17 protein-coding genes and 1 pseudogene are annotated in these 20,026 nt (G+C 63.4%); 7 read left to right on the forward strand and 11 right to left on the reverse strand.

Annotated features, from left to right (window positions below; genetic code table 11):
• The first annotated feature begins 102 nt into the window (after positions 1 to 102).
• From FJ867_RS16730 to FJ867_RS16740, 3 genes are read left to right on the forward strand one after another with little or no spacing between them, the layout of a single operon-like run.
• Positions 103 to 1,029, forward strand: a complete 927-nt coding sequence (locus FJ867_RS16730) for a sugar ABC transporter permease (protein ID WP_140817965.1) — start codon at positions 103 to 105, stop codon at positions 1,027 to 1,029.
• The gene (locus tag FJ867_RS16735; RefSeq protein ID WP_140663568.1) at positions 1,029 to 1,886 is read left to right on the forward strand and encodes a carbohydrate ABC transporter permease; all 858 of its coding nucleotides are present in this window, start codon (positions 1,029 to 1,031) and stop codon (positions 1,884 to 1,886) included. Before FJ867_RS16730 ends, FJ867_RS16735 begins: the two co-directional genes overlap by 1 nt.
• A gap of 21 nt (positions 1,887 to 1,907) precedes the next feature.
• Positions 1,908 to 3,890: a glycoside hydrolase family 127 protein gene (locus FJ867_RS16740; protein ID WP_140817967.1), complete on the forward strand. Its 1,983-nt coding sequence runs from the start codon at positions 1,908 to 1,910 to the stop codon at positions 3,888 to 3,890.
• A gap of 74 nt (positions 3,891 to 3,964) precedes the next feature.
• Here the strand turns inward: FJ867_RS16740 and FJ867_RS16745 are convergent, their stop codons facing one another.
• The 7 genes from FJ867_RS16745 to FJ867_RS16775 all read right to left on the reverse strand — a co-directional run bounded on the left by FJ867_RS16745 (position 3,965) and on the right by FJ867_RS16775 (position 7,254).
• Positions 3,965 to 4,363: a DUF1801 domain-containing protein gene (locus FJ867_RS16745; protein ID WP_140674385.1), complete on the reverse strand. Its 399-nt coding sequence runs from the start codon at positions 4,361 to 4,363 to the stop codon at positions 3,965 to 3,967.
• A 97-nt stretch (positions 4,364 to 4,460) separates the two neighbouring features.
• On the reverse strand, positions 4,461 to 4,916 hold the full coding sequence (locus FJ867_RS16750) for a DUF1801 domain-containing protein (protein ID WP_140817969.1): 456 nt from the start codon (positions 4,914 to 4,916) through the stop codon (positions 4,461 to 4,463).
• An 11-nt stretch (positions 4,917 to 4,927) separates the two neighbouring features.
• On the reverse strand, positions 4,928 to 5,152 hold the full coding sequence (locus FJ867_RS16755; protein ID WP_140516265.1) for a hypothetical protein: 225 nt from the start codon (positions 5,150 to 5,152) through the stop codon (positions 4,928 to 4,930).
• A gap of 34 nt (positions 5,153 to 5,186) precedes the next feature.
• The gene (locus FJ867_RS16760; protein ID WP_140559866.1) at positions 5,187 to 5,579 is read right to left on the reverse strand and encodes a VOC family protein; all 393 of its coding nucleotides are present in this window, start codon (positions 5,577 to 5,579) and stop codon (positions 5,187 to 5,189) included.
• A gap of 73 nt (positions 5,580 to 5,652) precedes the next feature.
• On the reverse strand, positions 5,653 to 6,084 hold the full coding sequence (locus tag FJ867_RS16765) for an SRPBCC domain-containing protein (protein WP_140728396.1): 432 nt from the start codon (positions 6,082 to 6,084) through the stop codon (positions 5,653 to 5,655).
• Positions 6,081 to 6,404, reverse strand: coding sequence for a metalloregulator ArsR/SmtB family transcription factor (locus FJ867_RS16770; RefSeq protein ID WP_140499215.1), 324 nt, complete (start codon positions 6,402 to 6,404; stop codon positions 6,081 to 6,083). Before FJ867_RS16770 ends, FJ867_RS16765 begins: the two co-directional genes overlap by 4 nt.
• A 130-nt stretch (positions 6,405 to 6,534) precedes the next feature.
• The gene (locus FJ867_RS16775) at positions 6,535 to 7,254 is read right to left on the reverse strand and encodes a gamma-glutamylcyclotransferase (protein ID WP_140817971.1); all 720 of its coding nucleotides are present in this window, start codon (positions 7,252 to 7,254) and stop codon (positions 6,535 to 6,537) included.
• A gap of 212 nt (positions 7,255 to 7,466) precedes the next feature.
• On the opposite strand from FJ867_RS16775, the gene FJ867_RS16780 reads away from it, so the two are divergent.
• From FJ867_RS16780 to FJ867_RS16790, 3 genes are all read left to right on the forward strand, one after another.
• The gene (locus FJ867_RS16780; RefSeq protein ID WP_140663560.1) at positions 7,467 to 8,159 is read left to right on the forward strand and encodes a DUF2270 domain-containing protein; all 693 of its coding nucleotides are present in this window, start codon (positions 7,467 to 7,469) and stop codon (positions 8,157 to 8,159) included.
• A 162-nt stretch (positions 8,160 to 8,321) separates the two neighbouring features.
• Positions 8,322 to 9,596, forward strand: coding sequence for a DUF763 domain-containing protein (locus FJ867_RS16785; protein WP_140657470.1), 1,275 nt, complete (start codon positions 8,322 to 8,324; stop codon positions 9,594 to 9,596).
• A 466-nt stretch (positions 9,597 to 10,062) separates the two neighbouring features.
• Positions 10,063 to 12,270 carry a cation:proton antiporter gene (locus FJ867_RS16790; RefSeq protein WP_246675064.1) on the forward strand — a complete coding sequence of 736 codons (2,208 nt, stop codon included), beginning with the start codon at positions 10,063 to 10,065 and terminating at the stop codon, positions 12,268 to 12,270.
• Between the two features lie 9 nt (positions 12,271 to 12,279).
• Here FJ867_RS16790 and FJ867_RS28785 read toward each other — a convergent pair whose 3' ends face one another.
• From FJ867_RS28785 to FJ867_RS16800, 3 genes are all read right to left on the reverse strand, one after another.
• Positions 12,280 to 12,423: a hypothetical protein gene (locus FJ867_RS28785; RefSeq protein ID WP_181165259.1), complete on the reverse strand. Its 144-nt coding sequence runs from the start codon at positions 12,421 to 12,423 to the stop codon at positions 12,280 to 12,282.
• A 201-nt stretch (positions 12,424 to 12,624) separates the two neighbouring features.
• Complete coding sequence (locus tag FJ867_RS16795; protein WP_246675065.1) at positions 12,625 to 13,458, reverse strand: class I SAM-dependent methyltransferase; 834 nt, start codon at positions 13,456 to 13,458, stop codon at positions 12,625 to 12,627.
• Between the two features lie 162 nt (positions 13,459 to 13,620).
• Complete coding sequence (locus FJ867_RS16800) at positions 13,621 to 14,064, reverse strand: hypothetical protein (protein WP_140817974.1); 444 nt, start codon at positions 14,062 to 14,064, stop codon at positions 13,621 to 13,623.
• Positions 14,065 to 14,221: 157 nt separating this feature from the next.
• Between FJ867_RS16800 and FJ867_RS16805 the strand changes: the two are divergent.
• Positions 14,222 to 14,631: pseudogene (locus FJ867_RS16805) on the forward strand (DOPA 4,5-dioxygenase family protein).
• Positions 14,632 to 14,655: 24 nt separating this feature from the next.
• Here FJ867_RS16805 and FJ867_RS16810 read toward each other — a convergent pair.
• Positions 14,656 to 18,885 (reverse strand): HNH endonuclease, encoded by a 4,230-nt coding sequence (locus tag FJ867_RS16810; protein ID WP_246675066.1) that lies wholly within the window; start codon positions 18,883 to 18,885, stop codon positions 14,656 to 14,658.
• Between the last annotated feature and the right edge of the window lie 1,141 nt (positions 18,886 to 20,026).

The raw sequence follows: 20,026 nt of genomic DNA on the forward strand, positions 1-20,026 counted from the left end.
CCCGGTGTTCGCCGGCCTTTCATCGTGCCACTGGCACGATGAATTCGCCTCCGGCGAACCGGCCGCTCACCCCACAAGGGGAGAAGGAAAAGCGGGCCAGCCATGACCACCATCACAGCAACCACCGCCCCGCCCCGCGCCCGAAAACTCGTCGGTGCCGGTCGCCGGCAATGGATCGGTCTCATCTACGTCGCGCCGGCCGTGGCGCTGGTCATGGTGTTCTTCGTCATCCCGCTCGGCATGACGGCGTGGATGTCGCTGCACAACTGGCCCCTGATGGGCGGGCACTCCTTCATCGGCCTCGACAATTACGTCGCGATCCTGCGCGACACCAGGTTCTGGAATGCGCTGAAATTCACCGGCTACTACACTGTGATCGTCACCATCGCGATCTTCGCCGTCGCCTTCCCGCTGGCCATCTTCATCGAGCGGCCGCGCCCGTTCACCAATCTATACCGCACCGCCTTCTTCATGCCGGCGGTGGTCGGTTTCGCCTCGGCGAGCCTGCTCTGGTCATGGCTGCTCAACGTCGATTCCGGCCTGTTCAGCCCGGCCGCCTACAACCTCGGCCTGATCGACAGGAAATTCAATCTTCTGGCCACCTTCCAGCCGGCCTTCTGGTCGATCATCGCCATGGTGGTGTGGAAGGTCGCCGGCTTCACCATGATCATCCTGATGACCGGCCTGCAATCGATCCCGCAGGATTTGCAGGAGGCCGCCGTCATCGACGGCGCCGGCCCGTTCGCGAGGTTCCGGGCCATCACCTTGCCGCTGATGCGCCGCACGCTGGCGCTGGCGCTGATCCTGTCGGTGGCCGGCTCGGTCCTCGCCTTCGACCAGTTCTACATCATCCTGCGCGGCGGCCCGCGCAACCAGACGCTGACGGCGGTGTACTGGATTTTCAACCAGTCCTTCGTGTCGTTCAAGCTCGGCTATGGCGCGGCGCTCTCCATGGTGCTGCTGGTGATCCTGGTGGCGCTCAGCCTCGTGCAGCTCTGGCTGCTGAGGAAGCCCGAGGGCGTCGACTGATGGCGCAGGCAATGTCCGCTCAAGGCAAGCTCGCCGCCAGCGTCGTCAGGCACTCCACCGGCATCATCGCCTCGGTGCTGTTCGTGGCGCCGATCGTGTGGACCGCGCTGTCGGCTTTCAAGCCGGCGCAGGAGGCGCGCCAGCCACCGCTACCGCCCTGGCCGACGACGGGTTTCTCGCTGGAGAACTACGCCACGCTCAACACGTTCGGCGACGGGCTGTGGGTCTCGGCGCAGAACAGCATCTACGTCTCCGTTATGACGGTGCTGGTCTCGGTCGTCGTCTCCGTGCTCGCCGGCTATGGTTTCTCGCGCTTCCGATTTCCGCTCAAGGACCTGTTCTTCGTCCTCATCCTGTCGACGATCATGATCCCGTTCCAGTCGATCCTGACGCCGATCTTCCTGGTGCTCACCAAGCTCGGCCTGCACAACACGCTGACCGGGCTGGTCGGCGTCTATGTGACGCTGCAACTGCCGTTCTCGATCTTCATGATGCGCAACGCCTTCGACGCGGTGCCGCGCGAGATCGAGGAGGCCGCGCGCATGGACGGCGCCGGAAACGCCACCATGCTGTTGAAGGTGATGCTGCCGCTGGTCTGGCCGGGCGTCGTCACCATCGCGCTGTTCGCCTTTCTCGGCGCCTGGAACGAGTTCCTCGCCGCTTTGGTGCTGATGACCGACCAGTCCAAGTTCACGCTGCCGGTGATGATGACCGCACTCCAGTCCGGCCGCTTCGGCGCCATCGACTGGGGCGCGGTGCAGGCGGGCGTCACCGTGATGATGGTGCCGTGCCTGATCCTGTTCCTGGCTTTGCAGCGCTTCTACATCCGCGGCCTGATGGCCGGGGCCGTCAAGTGATCGATCGAATGGAGTAAGTTCATGACCGCATCGTCTTCTGCCAGGCCTGCCAGCGCCTCCAGGCCCAAACTCGCCTTCCGGTCGCTACCGGTGCCGCAGGTCGACGTGCACGGCTTCTGGGGCGACCGTGCCGATGCAGTCGCCGCGCGCACCGCCGATATCCTCTACGACCGCTGCGTCGAGGCGGGCATGCTGGAGCAGATCGATCCGGACCGGCCCTCGCCCGGCGTCGTCATCCCGTTCCATTCCCCTTCGCCCGACGAGGCGGCTTCCCCCGGCTTCACCGGCTCGACGGTGACGACGCAGATGTTCTGGGACTCCGACTGGGGCAAGACGATCGAGACGGCGGCCTATTCGCTCTACCGCGCCAAGAACCCGGAGCTGGAGAAGAAGATCGACGCCGTCATCGACCTCTACGAAAAGCTGCAGCAGCCGGACGGCTATCTCTCGAGCTGGTACCAGCGCATCCAACCCGGCCTGCGCTGGACCAATCTGCGCGATTGCCACGAGCTCTATTGCGCCGGCCACCTGATCGAGGGCGCCGTCGCCTATTACCAGGCGACCGGCAAGCGCAAGCTGCTCGACGTCATGTGCCGCTATGCCGACCATATCGCCTCGGTGCTCGGGCCCGAGCCGGGCAAGAAGAAAGGCTATTGCGGCCATGAGGAGATCGAGCTGGCGCTGGTGAAGCTGGCGCGGGTGACTGGCGAGAACAAATACATGGAGCTGGCGAAATACTTCATCGACCAGCGTGGGCAGCAACCGCATTATTTCGATGAGGAGGCGCGCGCCCGCGGCGCCGATCCCAAGGCCTACCATTTCAAGACCTACGAATACAGCCAGTCGCACATTCCGGTGCGCGAGCAGGACAAGGTCGTCGGTCATGCGGTCAGGGCGATGTATCTCTATTCCGGCATGGCCGACATCGCCACCGAATATGGCGACGACAGCTTGCGGGTGGCGCTCGACCGGCTGTGGGACGATCTCACCAGCAAGAACCTCTACATCACCGGCGGGCTCGGGCCGTCGGCGCACAATGAGGGCTTCACCAGCGATTTCGACCTGCCCAATGAGAGCGCCTACGCCGAGACCTGTGCCGCCGTCGGCCTGGTGTTCTGGGCCAGCCGCATGCTCGGCATGGGGCCGAACGCCCGCTACGCCGATATCATGGAGCGGGCGCTCTACAACGGCTCGATCTCGGGCCTGTCGCTCGACGGCTCGCTGTTCTTCTACGAAAACCCGCTGGAAAGCCGGGGCCGGCACAACAGATGGAAATGGCACCGCTGCCCGTGCTGCCCGCCCAATATCGGGCGCATGGTGGCCTCCATCGGCAGCTATTTCTACAGCCTGGCGGACGACGCGCTTGCCGTCCATCTCTATGGCGATTCCACCGCTCGTTTCGACATAGCGGGCGTGCCGGTGGCACTGACGCAGGCGAGCCGCTACCCCTGGGACGGTGCGGTCGCCATCACCATCGAGCCGCAGGCGCCGGTCGCGTTCACCCTGCATCTGCGCGTGCCGGCATGGAGCGCCGGCGCGGCGCTCAAGGTCAATGGCGAGACGGTGAAGCTCGAGGACGTCACCAGCGATGGCTACGCGGCGATCCGGCGCACATGGAAGAAGGGCGATAGCGTCCGCCTCGATCTCGAAATGCCGATCGAACGGCTCTACGCCAACCCGCAGGTGCGTCAGGACGCCGGCCGCGTGGCGCTCTCGCGCGGCCCGCTGATCTACTGCGTCGAGGCGACCGACAATGACGGCAGCCTGCACCGCATCGCATTGCCGCGCACCGCAAGCATCGAGGCGCATGACGAGCCGGACCTGCTGGGCGGCGTGGTGGCGCTTTCGACCACAGCGCTGGCCGACACCGATGAGGGCTGGCAAAACGGGCTTTACCGCACCGACCCGCCCGCTGCCAGACAGACGCGGCTGACCGCCATCCCCTATTTCGCCTGGGACAACCGCGAGCCCGGCGAGATGCTGGTATGGCTGAGGGACGGATGAGGCCAGAAGGGCGCGAAGGAGCGCGACAGGCTTAGTTCTGCCCGCCGCGTTCTTCGGCGCCAGTCACACGGAGCTTATCGCCGGGCCTTTGACTTGTTCAGAGCCACGGCGGCGCGGATAAGCGCCTTGAACGCTTCCTCGTCGACCTCCTCGCCCTCTTGGAAATCGATGGCGCGCCTGGTGTTTCCTTCCAGGCTGGAGTTGAACAGGCGCGACGGATCGGGCAGCGCCGCACCCTTGGCAAAGGTCAGCTTGACGACGTTCTTGTAGGTCTCGCCGGTGCAGATCATTCCGGCATGCTCCCACACCGGGACCCCGCGCCATTTCCACTCCTCCACGATCTCGGGGTCGGCCTGCCGGATCAGGCCGCGCAGCCGGCTCAGCATCTCGCCCCGCCAGTCGCCGAGTTCCTCGATCCTGCCGTCTATGAGCTGCGAAGGAGACCTGCCTTCTGGCGACCCGCTCTTCGTCATGTCCGTTCTCCTTCAGGCTTGAGGGCGGTCACCGCCCCGTCCGCCCGATCATAGGCGCTCTGTTGCGCGCGGCAAATCCGGGCCCGGCGCGCAAATCTCACATCCGTTCGCCGGGCAGTCGGCTCGCCTGCTTCACCCACTCGGTGAACTGGGCCTCGTCGAACTCGTCGTCCTCATGAATGTCAAGGTAACGCGTGTCCTTGCTTTTGGACTGGCCAGGCGGCACCGGGTCCAGCGACATGCCGCGGAAGAAGGCTACCTTTATGTATTTCGTGAAGCAATGAAAGCTGAGGAACCAGCCCTCGCCTTCCACGCCATAGAAGGGCGAGTTCCATTTGACGGCCTTGCGCACATCAGGCACGGCACGCTCGATGAGCGCGTCGAGGCGGCCGCCGGCCTCGCTCTTCCAGCCCGGCATGGCCGCGATATAGGCCTGGACGGGCGCGTTGCCTTCGCCCTTGGCGATCTGCGGGTTGCCGCCAGAAAGCAGGACCGGACCGGCGGTTGCAGGCCTGGCGGCGCCTTTGGCTGATTGCCCCTGCCTCTTCGCCATCCATCCCGTCCTTACTGGCTCGCGCGCTGCCGCCCGTCAAGCCGCTTGGCGGCGTATGGCAGCACGAACATGTAGAGGCCGCTGAACAGCAGCAGGAAAAGCGGCAGCAGCGGCGAATAGACCACCCAGGCAGGCGGCTGCCCCAAGCCCATGGCGACGAAGTTGGCGAGGACAGTCCCCGTGAAGATGATCGACAGCCAGCGATGCGTTTGCCGGACCCATTTGTTCCAATCCATGCTATCTCCTCCTGGAAAATGAACGAAACGCCGCTTACCAGCGCGCCAGCTGCGTGATCTGGATGAGGTTGCCGCAGCTGTCGTTGAGCTGCGCTATGGTCGAGCCGGTCACTTCGGTCGGCGCCATGGCGAAGGCCGCGCCCCGCGCCTTGATGCGCTCGTGATCGGCCTTGATGTCGTCGGTGAAGAGCATCAGCGCCGGCTGGCCCTGCTTGAACAAGGCCTGCTGGTAGGCCTTGGCCGCGGGGTTGTCGCTCAGCGCAAGCTGCAGCTCGGTTCCCTCAGGCTCGTCCGGCGAAGCCACGGTCAGCCAGCGAAACGGCCCGTTGCTGAAATCGGCCTTCTTGGTGAAGCCCAGCACGTCGGTGTAGAAGGCAAGCGCCTTCTCCTGGTCGTCCACATAGACGCGGGTCAATTTGATCTTCATCGCATGTCCTCCATAGGTTTTGTTGCGGCGGCCGCCTTCGAACAGCCTTGCCATGAACCCCGGCCGGCGGACTTCAGTCCGTGCGTGCCAGGAGCTCTTCCAGCTTCTCCAGGAATTTCGGCCATCCCATCTTGGCGCCGCCATAGGCCCGCCTCTGCTCGGGCCGGAAACCGGACTGCTCCATGCGCAGATGGGTCCCGGCAGGCGTCGGGGTGAGCGTGAAGGTCACCACGCTCCTGAGATCGAAGGCCGGGTCCTGGTGCGCGAGGTTCCAGGTGTAGGACAGCGTCTTGTGCGGCTCGACGGCAAGCACCTCGCAATCCAGCACGCCGCCCCAGGCGGTGCTGAGGTTGAAGCGATGGCCCACGACCGGATTTAAATCGTTCTTCATCAGCCACTCCTCAATCAGATGCGGTTGCGTCAGTGCGCGCCAGAGTTTTTCCGGCGGATGCGAAATCTGCCGCTCGACGACGACAGTGCGGGTCTCGGCGGCAGTGTCGTTCACTGGTCCATCCTTTTGAGCAGATCCTCGAGATCGTCGAACCGGCTTTCCCAGAACCCGGCCATCTCACGCGTCCAGTCCATCAGCGGCGCCAGCGCGCCGAGCTGCGCGCTGTAATGCGTCTGGCGGCCTTCATGGCGGTCGCGCACCAGCCCGGCCTGCTTCAGCACGCCCAGATGCTTCGACACGGCCGGCTGCGAGACCCCCGACTGGATCGTCAGCGCTCCCACCGTCTGCTCTCCCTGGCGGCACAGCCGTTCGAAGATGGCGCGCCGCGTCGGGTCGGCGAGCGTCCTGAAGAGCGCATCATGAGCATCCGGCATTTAATCGATAACCCGTTGGCTATTGATCGACGTATAACCGTCGGGATATGTATTCGTCAAGCGGAAGATTTGGAGTGGCGGGAAAGCGTCCGGAAACTTTCGGGTCGCGCTGCGCTGGGAACGCCGATCGCTAAACCGTGGCGTGGACGCGGTTGATCTCCTCGGCCACCAGCGCCTGCAACTGCCACAGGTTGCGATCGCGAATGCCGCAGGCGTCGAGGTGGCGGATGGTCTCGAACAGATATTGCGCGCCCGAGCCCCAATGGCCGGCGGCCCGGGCCAGCGTCGCCGCGATCGCCCGTTTGTCCAGCCTGCCGACATAGCGCGTATTGGCGGGATCGACGACGAAGCCGAGCGCGCGGCACGTGCCGCCCTCGGTCCTGACCCGCAGCCAGCGCGGCACGTTGACGGCGGGCAGGATGGTCATCTCGCGGCGCAGCAGCGCCTCGAGATTGTCGGCAACCGGCTCCGCGATCTCGAACACCATGCCCTGGCATTGGCCACCACGGTCGAGCGCCATCATCAGGCCGGGCTGCTCGATCGTGCCGCGAAATCGCTGCACGGTGAAGCAGAAAGAGCGGTGCCAGCCAGTCGCCACCGCGCGCTCACCGCCCCTTACCTCGCCCGCCGGCTTCCACAGCAGCGAGCCATAGGCGAACAGTTTCAGCGGCCCGGCCGGCGCATCGCCCAGTATTTCGTCGCTGAAACGCGCATAGTCGGCATCGGTCATGTAGACCATGCCCGGCGTCGGCCCGGCATCCTCGACCGCGCGCAAGGTGCGGGCGACCAGCGCCTCCGTCAGCGCCATCGCCGCCTTGCGCGGCGATGCGGTGGAAATCGGCTTGTTCATGTTCGCCATGTTGCCCAAGGCAAAGGGATTCTCAAGAGCCAGAGCCACTCGGACGCGGACTCAGAAGCTGAGCGAACCTGCCTAAGCGTTTGAAAAGCCTCGGCGCACCGCCGTCGCGACAGAAGTGGCCGCAAGTCCGCCTGGGTCGGCGCCATCCGCCGTCGGCGGAACGAGATCGCCTTCCACGCGTTTCATTGGGTTGGGAGGGAACTATGAACGATGCGCCGGCAACGCCCGTCGGCAGGACGCTTTCGCCCAGCGAAATGGTCACCGTGATGTCGCATTTCCATCGCGCCGAGATTGCGCGCATGGCGGGATGGCGCGACCGTATCGACAGGACCAGCAACTGGGCGATCACCGTTGTGGCCGCGATGCTGTCGGTGTCGCTGTCGACGGCCAGTGCCCATCACGGCGTGCTCCTGTTCGCCATGCTGCTGGTGCTGCTGTTGCTGTGGATCGAGGCGCGGCGCTACCGCTTCTTCGACGTCTACCGCGCCCGCGTGCGCCAGTTCGAGCGCCACTATTTCGCGCAGATCTTCTCGCCGCAGCCGGACTTCGCCTCGGACTGGCTGCTGATCGTCGGCGAAAGCCTGCGCACGCCGAAATTCCTGGTCTCGCAGCGGGTGGCGCTGGCGCGCCGTTTGCGCCGCAACTACATCCATATGATGCTGATCCTGCTGCTCGCCTGGATCCTCAAACTATCGACGCCCAGCCTGCTCGACAAGGCCGCGCCGGTGGGTTTCGTCGGCACATTGCGCGAGGCCGTCAGCGCCGCCGCCCTGGGTCCCGTGCCCGGCCTGGTCATCGTCACGCTGGTCGCCATCCTCTTTGCCGGCCTGCTGGCCGTCGCCTTATTGACGCCCGACGACAACGGCGAACTCTCCTTCGGCGACGTGCATGTCTAGTCCGCGATGGACAAAAACGCTTTGCGAACAACCGGGTGAGGCGCCATCCTGAATCAAACCGCGAATGAGCGCCTGTGTGCCGGCTTGGAAAATAGCCGCATGGATGCCATCTAGAGGGACAGATCCGGTCCTCGGGCGGCCGGCCACGGAGCATCGAAACAAGTGACGCAGCGAAGCGGCAGCGCCGACCTGCCGCTGCATGGCGGACGGGTCCCAAAGTGGCTGGGCGACCGCATGACGCGGCTCGGCGCGGTGCTGTGCCAGGCGATCATCCACCATTATGGCCGCGACGAGCTGCTGCGCCGGCTGGCGCATCCCTTCTGGTTCCAGTCCTTCGGTGCGGTGATGGGCATGGACTGGCATTCGTCCGGCATCACCACCAGCGTCATTGGCGCGCTGAAGCGCGGGCTGACGCCGCTGTCGGGCGAGCTCGGCATTCATGTCTGCGGCGGTCGTGGCGCTCATTCGCGCAAGACGCCGCACGAGCTGGAGATGATCGGCGAACGTGTCGGCTTCGACGGCGCGGCCCTTGCCACCGCCAGCCGCCTGGTCGCCAAGGTCGACAGCGCCGCCGTGCAGGACGGTTTCGATCTCTATCTGCATGGCTTCATCGTCACTGACGACAGCCGCTGGGTGGTCGTCCAGCAAGGCATGAACGGCGACAGAAGGCAGGCGCGCCGTTACCACTGGCTGTCGGAAGGGCTGAAGAGTTTCGTCGACCAGCCGCACGCGGCCATCGAGGGCGAGCGGCAGGGCGAGATCGTCAACCTCACCGACCATCGCGCCGAGGCCTCGCGCAGCGGCCAGCTCGATCTTCTGCGCCAGCTCGGTCCCGACCGGATCGTGCACGAATTCGCCGCCATCGAGCCCGCGACGGCTTCGGCAAAGCGCGACAACGCACAGCCAATGCTGCCCAATCTGGTCATGCCGGCGCACCATGACGTGCGCGAAAGCGACATCGTCATGCGCCGGCTGCACGGCAACATCTCCGCCGCCATCGAGAGCGGCCCGACAGATTTTCCCGAATTGCTGCTGGTGCCGGGCGTCGGCGCCCGTACGGTGCGGGCGCTGGCGATGGTGGCGGAGGTGGTGCATGGCGCGCCGTGCCGCTTTTCCGACCCGGCGCGCTTCTCGCTGGCGCATGGCGGCAAGGACCGGCACCCCTTTCCGGTGCCGCTGAAGGTCTATGACGAAACCATCGCCGTCATGAAGTCGGCGGTCGCCAAGGCCAAGCTCGGCCGCGAGGAGGAGCTTGCCGCCTTGCAGCGGCTCGACGGCCAGGCGCGGCGACTGGAGCGCTACGTCACCGGCCCGAGCCTGAAGGAGATCGTCGCCGGCGAGTTCGACCAGTCGCACCTGCTCGGCGGCCGCAGCGTCTTCGGCCCGGAGCCGCCGCCTGAAGGTGCTTTGCCGGGCGGCGCCAAGAAGTCGGGCTAGATCGCCGATCGCGGCCAGCGACGATTGGCGAAGCAATCCGCGGGCAGCGTCCAGCCGGTAGATGGGCCTTTCTCCCCGTCACTATACGGGGAGAAATGTCCGGCAGGACAATGAGGGGCGGCGCCAAGGTTTCGGCAAATACCATCTGGATCCTGTATTTTTCCCATGTCGGCGCTGCCCTCATCCGTCTGCCGGCACCTCCTCCCCGTATAGCGACGGGGAGAAGAGCGCTGTCTTTTATGTCGGCACTTACCCAGACAGATTGGCCCGAACAGATTGGCCCGACCTGCCGCAACCTTGCGCGGCATTGCACGTTTATGCGCAGCGGACTTGATCCGCGTTGAGGGGTTGGATGACTAGGCACTGGCCGCAAACGAGATTTCTTCCTGCCATTCTCATCCCTTCCGCCGTCCTTGCCTTAGCAGGCCCGGCCTGGGCAGCCCAGGCAAGCAGCCACGCCGCGGGCATGGGCGGCTCGGCGGAGGGCGTTTTCGTCGCCGAGATCGTGCTTCTGCTTCTGGTCGGGCGCGGCCTGGGCGAAATCTTCCAGCGCTACGGCCAGCCGGCGATCATGGGCCAGTTGATCGGCGGCATCCTGCTTGGGCCTTCGCTGTTCGGCTGGCTCTGGCCGGATGCGCAGCAGCTGATCTTCTCGACCGACCCCGCGCAGAAGAGCATGATCGAGGCGGTCTCCCAGCTCGGCGTCCTGCTGCTTCTGCTGCTCACCGGCATGGAGACGGACCTGCGCCTGGTGCGCCGGGTAGGTGCGGCGTGTTTTTCGATCTCGGTCACCGGCGTCGTCGTGCCCTTCGCCTGCGGTTTCGCGCTGGCGCAGTTCCTGCCCGACACGCTGCTGCCCGACCCCAGCGAGCGCGTCGTCGCCGGGCTTTTCCTCGGCACGGCCCTGTCGATCTCCTCGGTCAAGATCGTCGCCATGGTGGTGCGCGAGATGAACTTCATGCGCCGCAATCTCGGCCAGGTCATCATCTCCTCGGCCATCATCGAGGACACGATCGGCTGGCTGATCATCGCCGTCACCTTCGGCATCGCCACCAATGGCAGCCTCCAAATCGTGCCGCTGGTGGTCACGGTGGCCGAAGTGGCGCTGTTCATGGTGTTCTCCTTCACCATCGGCCGCCGGCTGGTGTTCACGCTGATCCGCTGGAGCAACGATTCCTTCCGCAGCGAATACGCCGTCATATCGGTCATCCTGATCATCATGGGCGTGATGGCGCTGATCACCAATCTGATCGGCGTCCATACCGTGCTGGGCGCCTTCGTCGCCGGCATATTGGTCGGCGAATCCCCGATCCTGTCCAGCCACATCGAGAGCCAGCTGCGCGGCGTCATCACGGCGCTCTTCATGCCGATCTTCTTCGGCATGGCCGGGCTTTCGGCCGACCTCACCGTGCTCGCCGACCCGACGCTGGCGCTGCTGACGCTGGCGCTGGTGCTCATCGCCAGCATCGGCAAGTTCGGCGGCGCCTTCATCGGCGGCCGCTTCGCCGGCATGACGCTGAAGGAGGCGACCGCCGTCGGCAGCGCCATGAACGCGCGCGGCTCGACCGAGGTCATCGTCGCCTCGATCGGCCTGTCGATGAACATCCTGTCCCACAATCTGTTCACCATGATCGTCACCATGGCGGTCATCACCACCCTCGCCATGCCGCCCATGCTGCGCTGGGCGCTCGGCCGGCTGCCCGTCGAAGATGCCGAGAAGCAGCGCGTCGACCGCGAGCTGCTCGACGAGCGCGGCTTCGTCTCCAAGCTGGAGCGGCTGCTGCTGCTGGTCGACGACAGCCCGGTCGGCAAGTTCACCGCCTATCTCGCCGGCTTGGTCGGCGGCGGCAGCGGCATGCCGACCACGCTTCTCCACCTCAAGGACGGCAGGCTTGCCGGCCCGGCCCGCGACAAGGGCCCGGAGCGCGCGCTGAAGGAGGTCAAGAAGGGTGCCGCCCGGAGCGCCAAGGCGGTGAGCAAGGCCGAGGACACGCCGGTCGAGAAGGTGCATCTGACCGCCCGCAGCGAACGCGAGGCCACCGCACGAACGATCGCCGAGGAGGCGCGCAAGGGCTACGGCCTGCTGCTGGTCGGGCTCGAGGCCATGCTGACCGAGAAGGGCTCGTTCACCGAAGCGCTGAACGACATGACCAGCGGCTTCGACGGTCCGCTCTGCCTGGTGCTGAACGGTGCCGGCGCCGGGGGCAAGATGCCGGTGCTGCGCGCCGGAACCACCATCCTCGTTCCCGTCAACGGCACGGAAGTGTCGCGCCGCGCCGCCGATTTCGCCCTGGCGCTGGCACGGCCGCACCGGGCGCGGGTCAGGGTGCTCTATGTCTCGCAGGCGCGCAAAGGCGCCCGGCAAGGCACCGTTTCGCACCGCCGCGAGGAGGCGGTGCTCAAGGACGTCGTCGATCTCGCCGACCGCTACGGCGTAGCCGTCGATACCGCGATCCGCGCCCGCGCCACGCCCGACAAGGCGATCGCCAGGGAAGTGGCCAAGGGGGCGGCGATGGTGGTGATGGGCGTAACGCAGCGGCCGGGCGAGGAACTGTTCTTCGGCGACACCGCCATGGCGGTGCTGGCCGCCGTCCCCTGCCCCGTCGTGCTCGTGGCAAGCGACCGCATCCGCGCCGAAGCAAGGCCCGAGGCCGCGGCCGAAACCGGCGCCTGATGGCGGAGCCTATAGGCCGAAGAACTGCCTTCCGATCATATAGCCCAGCGCCACCACGGCCAGCGGGAACAGCGCCGGCGCGACCTTGCCGAGGACCGAGCCTTGCTGCTCCTTTGGCGGCACATAGCGTGCATTGCCGAGATTCTTGGTCATTGCGTACCCCCGCGCGAACCAGTTCATTAGCAGATGCTTATTAACAGCACGGCCGAATTAACGGTTCGCGAAGAAATTCGCTCGAAAGCCGGCCAGTTGAGTGGAGAGCTGGCGAATGCGGCTTGGCTCAGTCTCGATCTCGGAACCGGGTTTGCCTGCGGCCTGGCGCCGCGCCGCGGCTTCGGCCGTCGCGGAGGAGCGCTACGTGCGGCAAACCGCCATGACGAAGAATTCGCGGTAGCAGAAATCCGGATCGTCGAGCAGGCGATCCGGCCGCTCCTTCAGCTCCCGCCAATAGGCCTGGTCGGCATCAGGCAGGGCATAGCTCGGCGCGACGCTGGCGAAATAGGCCAGCAGGTCGGCAACATAGTCGCGCGTGAAGCGAGGCGCGGGCGCCCAGCGCTCGACCAGCCAGCCCTTGCGGCTGACGACCTGCAGGCCTGCCTGGCGCAGGCGCGCCGGAAGCGTCGAACCGCAATCGGTGCCGAGCACGCCCCGCTCGCGAAATCCCTGGAGCCTCGCCGCCATGAAGCGCGCCAGCAGCGCCCGGTCCATGGGCAGGATCTGCAGGATGGTCGAATCGAAATCCTTGACCGCGAAGATGCCGCCCGGCTTCAGCACGCGCCTGGCCTCGCCGACGGCAAGCTCGAACTCGGCCGGCGTCAGATACTGCATGACATTGCCGGACCAGACACAATCGAACGATGCGTCGGCGAATGGCAGCGACAGGATGCTGCCGACATGCGTGGCAATGTCCGGCGGCTCGGACAGCGTGCCCGCGAGCGCCTCGACCCGGGCGATGTTTTCGGGCGCGAGGTCGAGCGCGGCGACGAAGCCGGAGGGGCCGACGGCGCTTGCGATGAGCGGCAGGAAGCCGCCGCTGCCGCAACCGGCATCGAGCACGCGCCAGCCCGGGCGGATGCCGGCATCGAGCAAGGCCGCCTCATATTCGGGGCGCGACGATTCAAAATGAAGGTCGAGCCAACCGGCCTCGCTCGCTTCGTGGCCGGTGGACGTTTGGTTCCTGGCAGACAATTGACGACCCCCCGCGATGACGCGGCATGGATAGAAGCGCACCGAGCGGCATCACGCAATGGCTACGAAGCTGAGTGAATTAGCGCCGGTGATTGCCCTCGTCAGTTGAAGGTTGGATGGACAGGATGCGTCGCCTCTTATTGGAGTCTTCGATCGCCCCCGTCACACCCGTCCACCTCTCTTGAGGACTTCAGCGGCATCAAACGCGCCTTGGGCGCCGGATTCATCGGCATGGAACATTATTACAGTGACACCGATATCAGCCGTCGGAGCATACATGGGCGTGTTGATGGTTGTTCCGCTATAAGTACCGTAAGCCGTATTGCCCATGATTGTTGCATTTGCATTCCCAAATGTATTGCTGGACATACCGACAAACCGAGAACCGCTGGCAGTCGAGGCTTGGTCAAAACGAAAGTGTGTATAGCCGCGAGACAGTGTCGCCTCGGCTGCTTTCTTCAACGTGATCGCACCTGCAGATCCGGTAAAAAGGGCGCCGCTTGCGTGAGTATCCAACCGTACCACGTTCGGCGCCAGCGGCATTTCGGATGTAGTTGCGCAGCCAGCAAGTGCTAGCGCGGCAGTCAAAATGACAGCCCGATACATTGTGCTCCCCCTCCCAAGGTCTGGTAGTTAGAACACAGGTCTGCCGTCAGGTCGATTCCAATTGAGCGAGAACACGGCCATTTCAGTCACTTCGGAGATCGCCAACTATCACGCCCATATCTACTATGTCAGGCGGACCGAGCGGCAAGCAGGTCGAATGGCTGCGCCTGCGCATAGGCGAACGGTTCCGCGTGCGTCTGGGCAACTGTGCAACGAGCCGGTCGGCCCGCATCAGCAGGCCATGTACCAATCTCCTTCGCCCCCGAAATCTTCGCCACGCTGGCTCCCTGGCTGATGCTGAACCATGGCGGCCTGAGCATCCTCATCCATCCCAACACCACCAACCCCAAACGCGACCACCTGGTCGACCCGATCTGGATCGGGCGGCCGCTGGCGGTGCATGGGGACGTGCTTGGGGAGGAAAGCGCGGCGGAGGAAGCGCTGGAGGTGAATACGGCGCCGTGGTTGGGGTGTGAAGGGGATCAAATCTACACGGCTTCTTTGCACCTCATTCCGCTGTTCAGCGACCAACTGCTTCGTCCCGAAAGCTGCCAGTCGCTGATCTGATGACGAGATCTGCATTGGAGTCAGTCACCCTCGTCTTAATGGCCACGGCCGCCCACTCCCGATATCAGGATGCCTAGGCTCATCCTCAGCTGCGCCATCGTCGTGTCGCAGCGCGTCTATGCGAGTCAGGTAATCGACGGCGAACGCCGCCTGATCCTTGTCGGGAGAGATGGTTAACGCAAACAGTCGCTTCCTAAGCTCAGAAGCATTACGCGGCCTAAGCTCATAGGACGTGCCCTCAGCGTTGTGAGGCTCTTTGGCATAAATCATATCCCGTACACCGGGCTCTCCCTGTCGGCGTACGGTCTGCCGACCCATCGGGGACTCAGTGGCGACGATTAGTCCTTCTACAGAAGAGGTCCTCAAAATGACCGAGAAAACCAGCGCCTTTGCGCCCTCGGAGCGCGCTGCAGCCAGCTTCTCGAAAGCATACGGAAGGTCGCCGTCCGCCATGGCGTAGGCAAGTTGTTCAGGTAATAAGAAGTGACCCGCGCTGAGTTCAAAGCCCTTGCCGAGATCGCCTTCTACCCCCTGCAGAAGCAGGTCTATTGCTGGGCGGAATCCCAGCTTTCGCACTTGGTCGAACCACTCATGCTCCGACAGCACCGTGGGATATCTCACGGCAAACTCACGCAGCATGCCCGCTCTGGTTTCATCGTCGAGGAGCCTCAGTTGAGAAAGGATATCCCTTATCCGCCACCTCGAAATGTTCCTTTCGGGAATGAGACACAAGGCGTCAAAAACGGAGGCCGGACGATCGGTGTTCGGAAACACTTTCAGCCAGCTGAACATCGCGTAGGAGGTCTGGTCATCCCACCACCTGTTCTCCTTGTCAGCCAACACCTTGCGAAATTCCTGAAGGACTAAGTCGGCCGAGGGAATAAGTCCGCCGACAATCATCCCGTTAAAGAGGTCAAGCTTGATGTGTGACATCACCTCGAAACCGGCAAGTTTCGCCATCAACTCTGGCCGAGCTGTGTGCGGCATCACCACCGCGATCGCAGCAACCGCCACAGCGCGGCCAAAAGGTGGTTCGCCCGCTGTTAGCTCTTCCGTCACTTGCAGCATGCTCTCTGCGGCATCAAGCGATAGATCGGCCTGGCTTAACCGCCTTTTACGTGCGGCCTGAGCGCGATCCAGATCAGGCCAGACAGTGGATCTCTGCTCCAGGAGGACAGGCATTGCGATGAGCCGGAGTGCAATAGCTGCGTCGTGGCCAAACTCCGGATGCCGCAAGAGCGATTTTGCGACTTCATACGCCTCGTCCGAACCAATTTCGTAGAGCGCCTGCCGGTACGACAGGGCATAGCTGGTGCCCCACTCATTAAGCGCCGCTTGGTTGCGACCGTCCTTGGCCAACGCCTTGAGAGCGTCCCGCTGCTGAAGGTCTTCATGCAGGAATGCCGAGACCCATTTCATTTGGGATGGGTCAGGGACTCGCCGCATGGCATCCACGACTTCGGCCATGTGGTGCCGAGAAGGCTGGCCGGAACTCAGCAGACAAGCCGCCCACCCGTTCAACGTCTCGACGAGCCTGCGACGGCTTTTGACCGAAACGTCGTCCATTTCCTCGTTCGTTCCGTGTTTGCCGTGGGCGGTTATGAGCTCGGCGAGGGCCTCGATGTCGCGAAGTTCTTGGTTGGCTGAAAACGACACGATTGCTTCGACAAACGCTTCCGGGCGCGTTCCGGAGATTTTGTCCCGAAGTAGCCCCAGAGGTGCGTAGTCGACTGACGAAGGCCTGCCGCTCGCATAAACCTTCGGCTTCAGCGCGAGAAAATCGCCTATCATTCCAGTAATAATGCCCGAACCCACGAGGAAGAGAGCACCGCTCGTCTGCTCGTCGATTTTCTGACTGTCAGCGATCATTTCCGACAAGACCGCTTCCTCGCTGACTGGCTGCGGCGAAAGATATCCTTGGACCCGGAAGGGCAACGACAAGCCGGCCAAAATCCGTTCCTTCATCGCCGCCGCAACGACTTCGGGAAACACGTTATTCGCCTGATGGAATGCGGCCGCGGTGTGGTCTGCGCGGAGGTCGAGGTTTTCGTCACGGAGGATTGCAGCGAGGTCCGTGACATCCCCCGATAGTTCCGCCCTGCGGGTCATTCGATTGAGGGTACGGGCCGGGTTAGGGTTGGAATTGGCATCCTCTTCCTGCAGCTCTTTCAGGCGGCTAAGGACATGAGGTGAGGTTAGCCCATCGAAATAGTCCTGTTCGGCAACGCGCCGCCAAACCTCAACACCCGCGCCATCGAGTACTGAACTCGCCTGTCTGGGGGCGCCACGAAAAAGTAGGGCCTCAACCGCTTCTGATTTTACGGCCACGCTAGGGTCTCCCTTTGCGAGGTCGAACGCGACCTCGAGACCTTCGATGCCGCCGCCGAAGATGAGGCCGGAGACGAGTCTTCCCCGCACCCGCTCCTCCAGATGCTCGTAATCGTCCCGCAGGTGGGTCCCGAAGACAGATGGCCGGATACGATCGCCCATTTGGAGGGCCTCGCTTTGGATCTGTTCGCTAGAGTTGGAAACTAGCGGCCAAACCAAGTCGGCAAAGGCACCCCGGCCAGTCTTCATCATGAATCCGACAGCCAAATCCACCTGATTGGCCTGGTGCCATGCACGTGCAAAAGCCTCCACGTCGGGTGCCACCGAGTCCCAAACGGCATCGCCTGACCGGTACACGATTTCAGCTGCGAGCATCGGTCCCACCGATATCGCGAGCCTCACCACCTGTCCCACGATGGCTACACCAGGTTCATCTGCAGCCAGCCGCTCACAGGCGAACAGAATTGCCTCTTCCCACATACGGTCGTTCAGAATTTCTTGGGCAAAGGTGCTTTCGATCCCGGCTTCCTTGGGAAGCCCACACATCATTGCCGCGACATGCCCGGCGGCATACCACTCCTGGAACTGTTGGTGCTGAAATGAGTACGTGTCGCCTTCGCCATGAACCAAGACGTGGGTGGCGACAAGGGTCTCGAGGATGCTCGCAGGTTCCGGGGCGTTCTGAACCAGCCCTTCCATGGACAAATTCGTATTGGTTATCCGCAGGGATTGTCGGGCTGCCGTCTCATCCAGCGCCGTCGTCCGCGCCCGCATCATAGAGACGGCCAAGTCACTCAGATAGCGCCGGTGTTGTCCCAGCATGCTTTGTCGTAGCTGCTCCGCGCGTTCGGGAATATCCTCGTGCTGCTCCACCAGCAGCGAAATCGTGCCTTCCTTGGTTGTAGGCAGGGCACCGGCGCCTCCCACCTGCAGCAGCGCCCGAAGATAAAAAGGCACCCGGGCAAGGTCCCGAACACCTGACGTTCTGCGGACGCGATCAAGCAAATTCTGCCCGATACCTCCATGTTGGGAAGCCAGTTCTTCCTGCTGCTCGTCGGAGAGCCTCTCAATGTGAATGGTCCGAGCCACAAACGGTACCGCTACGGCTTGGAGGCGCGTGGTTATGCAAATGACCAGAAGCGGGAATTCACGCCGAAGGGCCCGAAGGGTTTTGATGAGAGCCAACCGAGCGGCCGGTGTCACCTCGTTCCAGCCATCCAACAGGAATGCCAACTCGCCGTGTGCCGCGAGAAACTTCAGGTGCTCGGATCGCACGCCTGCAAAAGCTTGGCGGCCAGCTATCCATGAAAAGAGGTCGTCCGCACTCGGGCTGACTTCGGCAAGCGGGATCAACAGCGGCACAGGACCGCTTTCCAGTAACTTAGCACCGAGCTGGATCAATGTGGTCGACTTGCCTTGACCCGGTTCGGCCACAAGATCCAGAATGCCACAGGATCGGAGCGCTGCCGCCATTTCGACGTGGGTGAATGATTTTCCTCGCGATGAGGCGGCCGTCAAAGAAAGCGACACGGCATGCGCGGGACCCTGGTGGGCAAACGTCTCGATGTGAAGTAGCGCGGCAGAACGTGCTCTCTCCACCAGGGCGGGCAAGTCTTCACCCTGCGGAATGCCAAGCTGCTGGCGAAGGTACTCAAGGGCCGCCGCAAGCTCGGCGCCCATAGATTCTACGCGAGCACGACCGCCCGTTAGCAGCTGCTCAAACGCCCGCTCCTCCGCCTCCTTCTTCCATTTGTGGAGCAATTCAACCGGAAATGCCTTTTCGTCGTGGTCAATCTGGTGGGCATGGTCGCTACATAGCCATATGCCGTTGTCCGGCGCTTTTCGTTCTTCCCGCGTCAGACGGGCGTCATATCGGGCGAAACCCTCAGACGCGGCCGTTATGTGTGCAGCAATTCCAATGTTCATGGTGCCGGGACCGCCTTTTTGCGGTCCCACTGTAGGTTTCGTGCAATCCGGATTGGAGCATAGCCAACCGACACGCTGGGCCAGCAGTCGCTTGGTGGGCTCGGAAAAATTGTCGCGCTGGCTTGCGCCTGACGAAGCTATGGCTCTGGTTTTCTTTGCAGGGGGTTTCGGAATAACGCTCATCCGCAGAGCTTAGCGTTCTAACGTGTGTTCGGCAAAGAACAAAGAACGAACCCCCCTAGGTGATGAAAGAATCTAAGAGCGTCTCAAAAAGCCTACAGCCTAGGCGCCATGAAGTATGCGCTGCCGCTACCTTGAGGATGTTTGGCTCTTGTCGCTTTAATAAGCCAGACGAGCGCTTGTGTCGTGAGGTCATCACCTATGCCTGAGAGGCCGAGGAAGGCTTCGTCGCTGCTGCAAGTTTGTGACCTGATATCCGCGACGTCGTGTATGACGCGCCGACAGGGGACAACACGTTGCGTCTTTGGCCGAAGCGACACATCATCCGGCGGCCATGCCCGCCAACAAGTCTCAGCACTTCGTCCCGCGTTGTTATCTCCGCGCTTTCTGCGCGGACGGTGAAGGCGCGGCCATCAATGTGTTCAACATGGCTCGCGAGTTGCAGATAGAGGCGGCACCGGCGAAGGGACAGTGCGCTAGGCCTTATTTCTACGGCCGCGACGGCGAACTGGAACGGGCGCTGCAGGAGCCCGAAGGTGAATACGGCGAGATCATGCGGCGCGTCGTCGACGATCCTCGTGCAGCGACAAGGACAGACATCTCGACCCTATCCAGCTTCATGCTGTTGCAGTCCTATAGGAGCGCGGCGTGGATCGAGGGCGAAATCCGGCTAGCCGAGGCGGAACGCGCGATGGTAGCCGACGAGGCCACACCGGAACTGCTGGAAAGCCTGGTTGTGACACACGAAATGGCCCTTCAGCTGGCACTAAGCGCCTTCAGGAACAGCATCCAAAGTACAGCTCACCTCCAGACGCGGATTGTACTCACTCGAACGCCAATGCCGTTTTTCACGTCCGACGATCCGGTAGTGTACACCAACCGCTTTCACCTGCAAAAGGGCGTGCTGGGCGGGGCGGGCCTTGGTAGTCCCGGTGCCATGCTTCTTATGCCACTGACACCC

This window comes from Mesorhizobium sp. B2-5-3 (genome assembly GCF_006441005.1).
Classification (GTDB): domain Bacteria; phylum Pseudomonadota; class Alphaproteobacteria; order Rhizobiales; family Rhizobiaceae; genus Mesorhizobium.

Excerpts from the sequence above, each read along its gene's own strand:
- FJ867_RS16810 (WP_246675066.1), bottom strand. The coding sequence starts at position 18,885 with ATGAACATTGGAATTGCTGCACACATAACGGCCGCGTCTGAGGGTTTC.
- FJ867_RS16770 (WP_140499215.1), bottom strand. The coding sequence starts at position 6,404 with ATGCCGGATGCTCATGATGCGCTCTTCAGGACGCTCGCCGACCCGACG.
- FJ867_RS16790 (WP_246675064.1), top strand. The coding sequence starts at position 10,063 with ATGGGCGGCTCGGCGGAGGGCGTTTTCGTCGCCGAGATCGTGCTTCTG.
- FJ867_RS28785 (WP_181165259.1), bottom strand. The coding sequence starts at position 12,423 with ATGACCAAGAATCTCGGCAATGCACGCTATGTGCCGCCAAAGGAGCAG.
- FJ867_RS16780 (WP_140663560.1), top strand. The coding sequence starts at position 7,467 with ATGAACGATGCGCCGGCAACGCCCGTCGGCAGGACGCTTTCGCCCAGC.
- FJ867_RS16745 (WP_140674385.1), bottom strand. The coding sequence starts at position 4,363 with ATGACGAAGAGCGGGTCGCCAGAAGGCAGGTCTCCTTCGCAGCTCATA.
- FJ867_RS16755 (WP_140516265.1), bottom strand. The coding sequence starts at position 5,152 with ATGGATTGGAACAAATGGGTCCGGCAAACGCATCGCTGGCTGTCGATC.
- FJ867_RS16750 (WP_140817969.1), bottom strand. The coding sequence starts at position 4,916 with ATGGCGAAGAGGCAGGGGCAATCAGCCAAAGGCGCCGCCAGGCCTGCA.
- FJ867_RS16740 (WP_140817967.1), top strand. The coding sequence starts at position 1,908 with ATGACCGCATCGTCTTCTGCCAGGCCTGCCAGCGCCTCCAGGCCCAAA.
- FJ867_RS16760 (WP_140559866.1), bottom strand. The coding sequence starts at position 5,579 with ATGAAGATCAAATTGACCCGCGTCTATGTGGACGACCAGGAGAAGGCG.
- FJ867_RS16775 (WP_140817971.1), bottom strand. The coding sequence starts at position 7,254 with ATGAACAAGCCGATTTCCACCGCATCGCCGCGCAAGGCGGCGATGGCG.
- FJ867_RS16800 (WP_140817974.1), bottom strand. The coding sequence starts at position 14,064 with ATGTATCGGGCTGTCATTTTGACTGCCGCGCTAGCACTTGCTGGCTGC.
- FJ867_RS16730 (WP_140817965.1), top strand. The coding sequence starts at position 103 with ATGACCACCATCACAGCAACCACCGCCCCGCCCCGCGCCCGAAAACTC.
- FJ867_RS16735 (WP_140663568.1), top strand. The coding sequence starts at position 1,029 with ATGGCGCAGGCAATGTCCGCTCAAGGCAAGCTCGCCGCCAGCGTCGTC.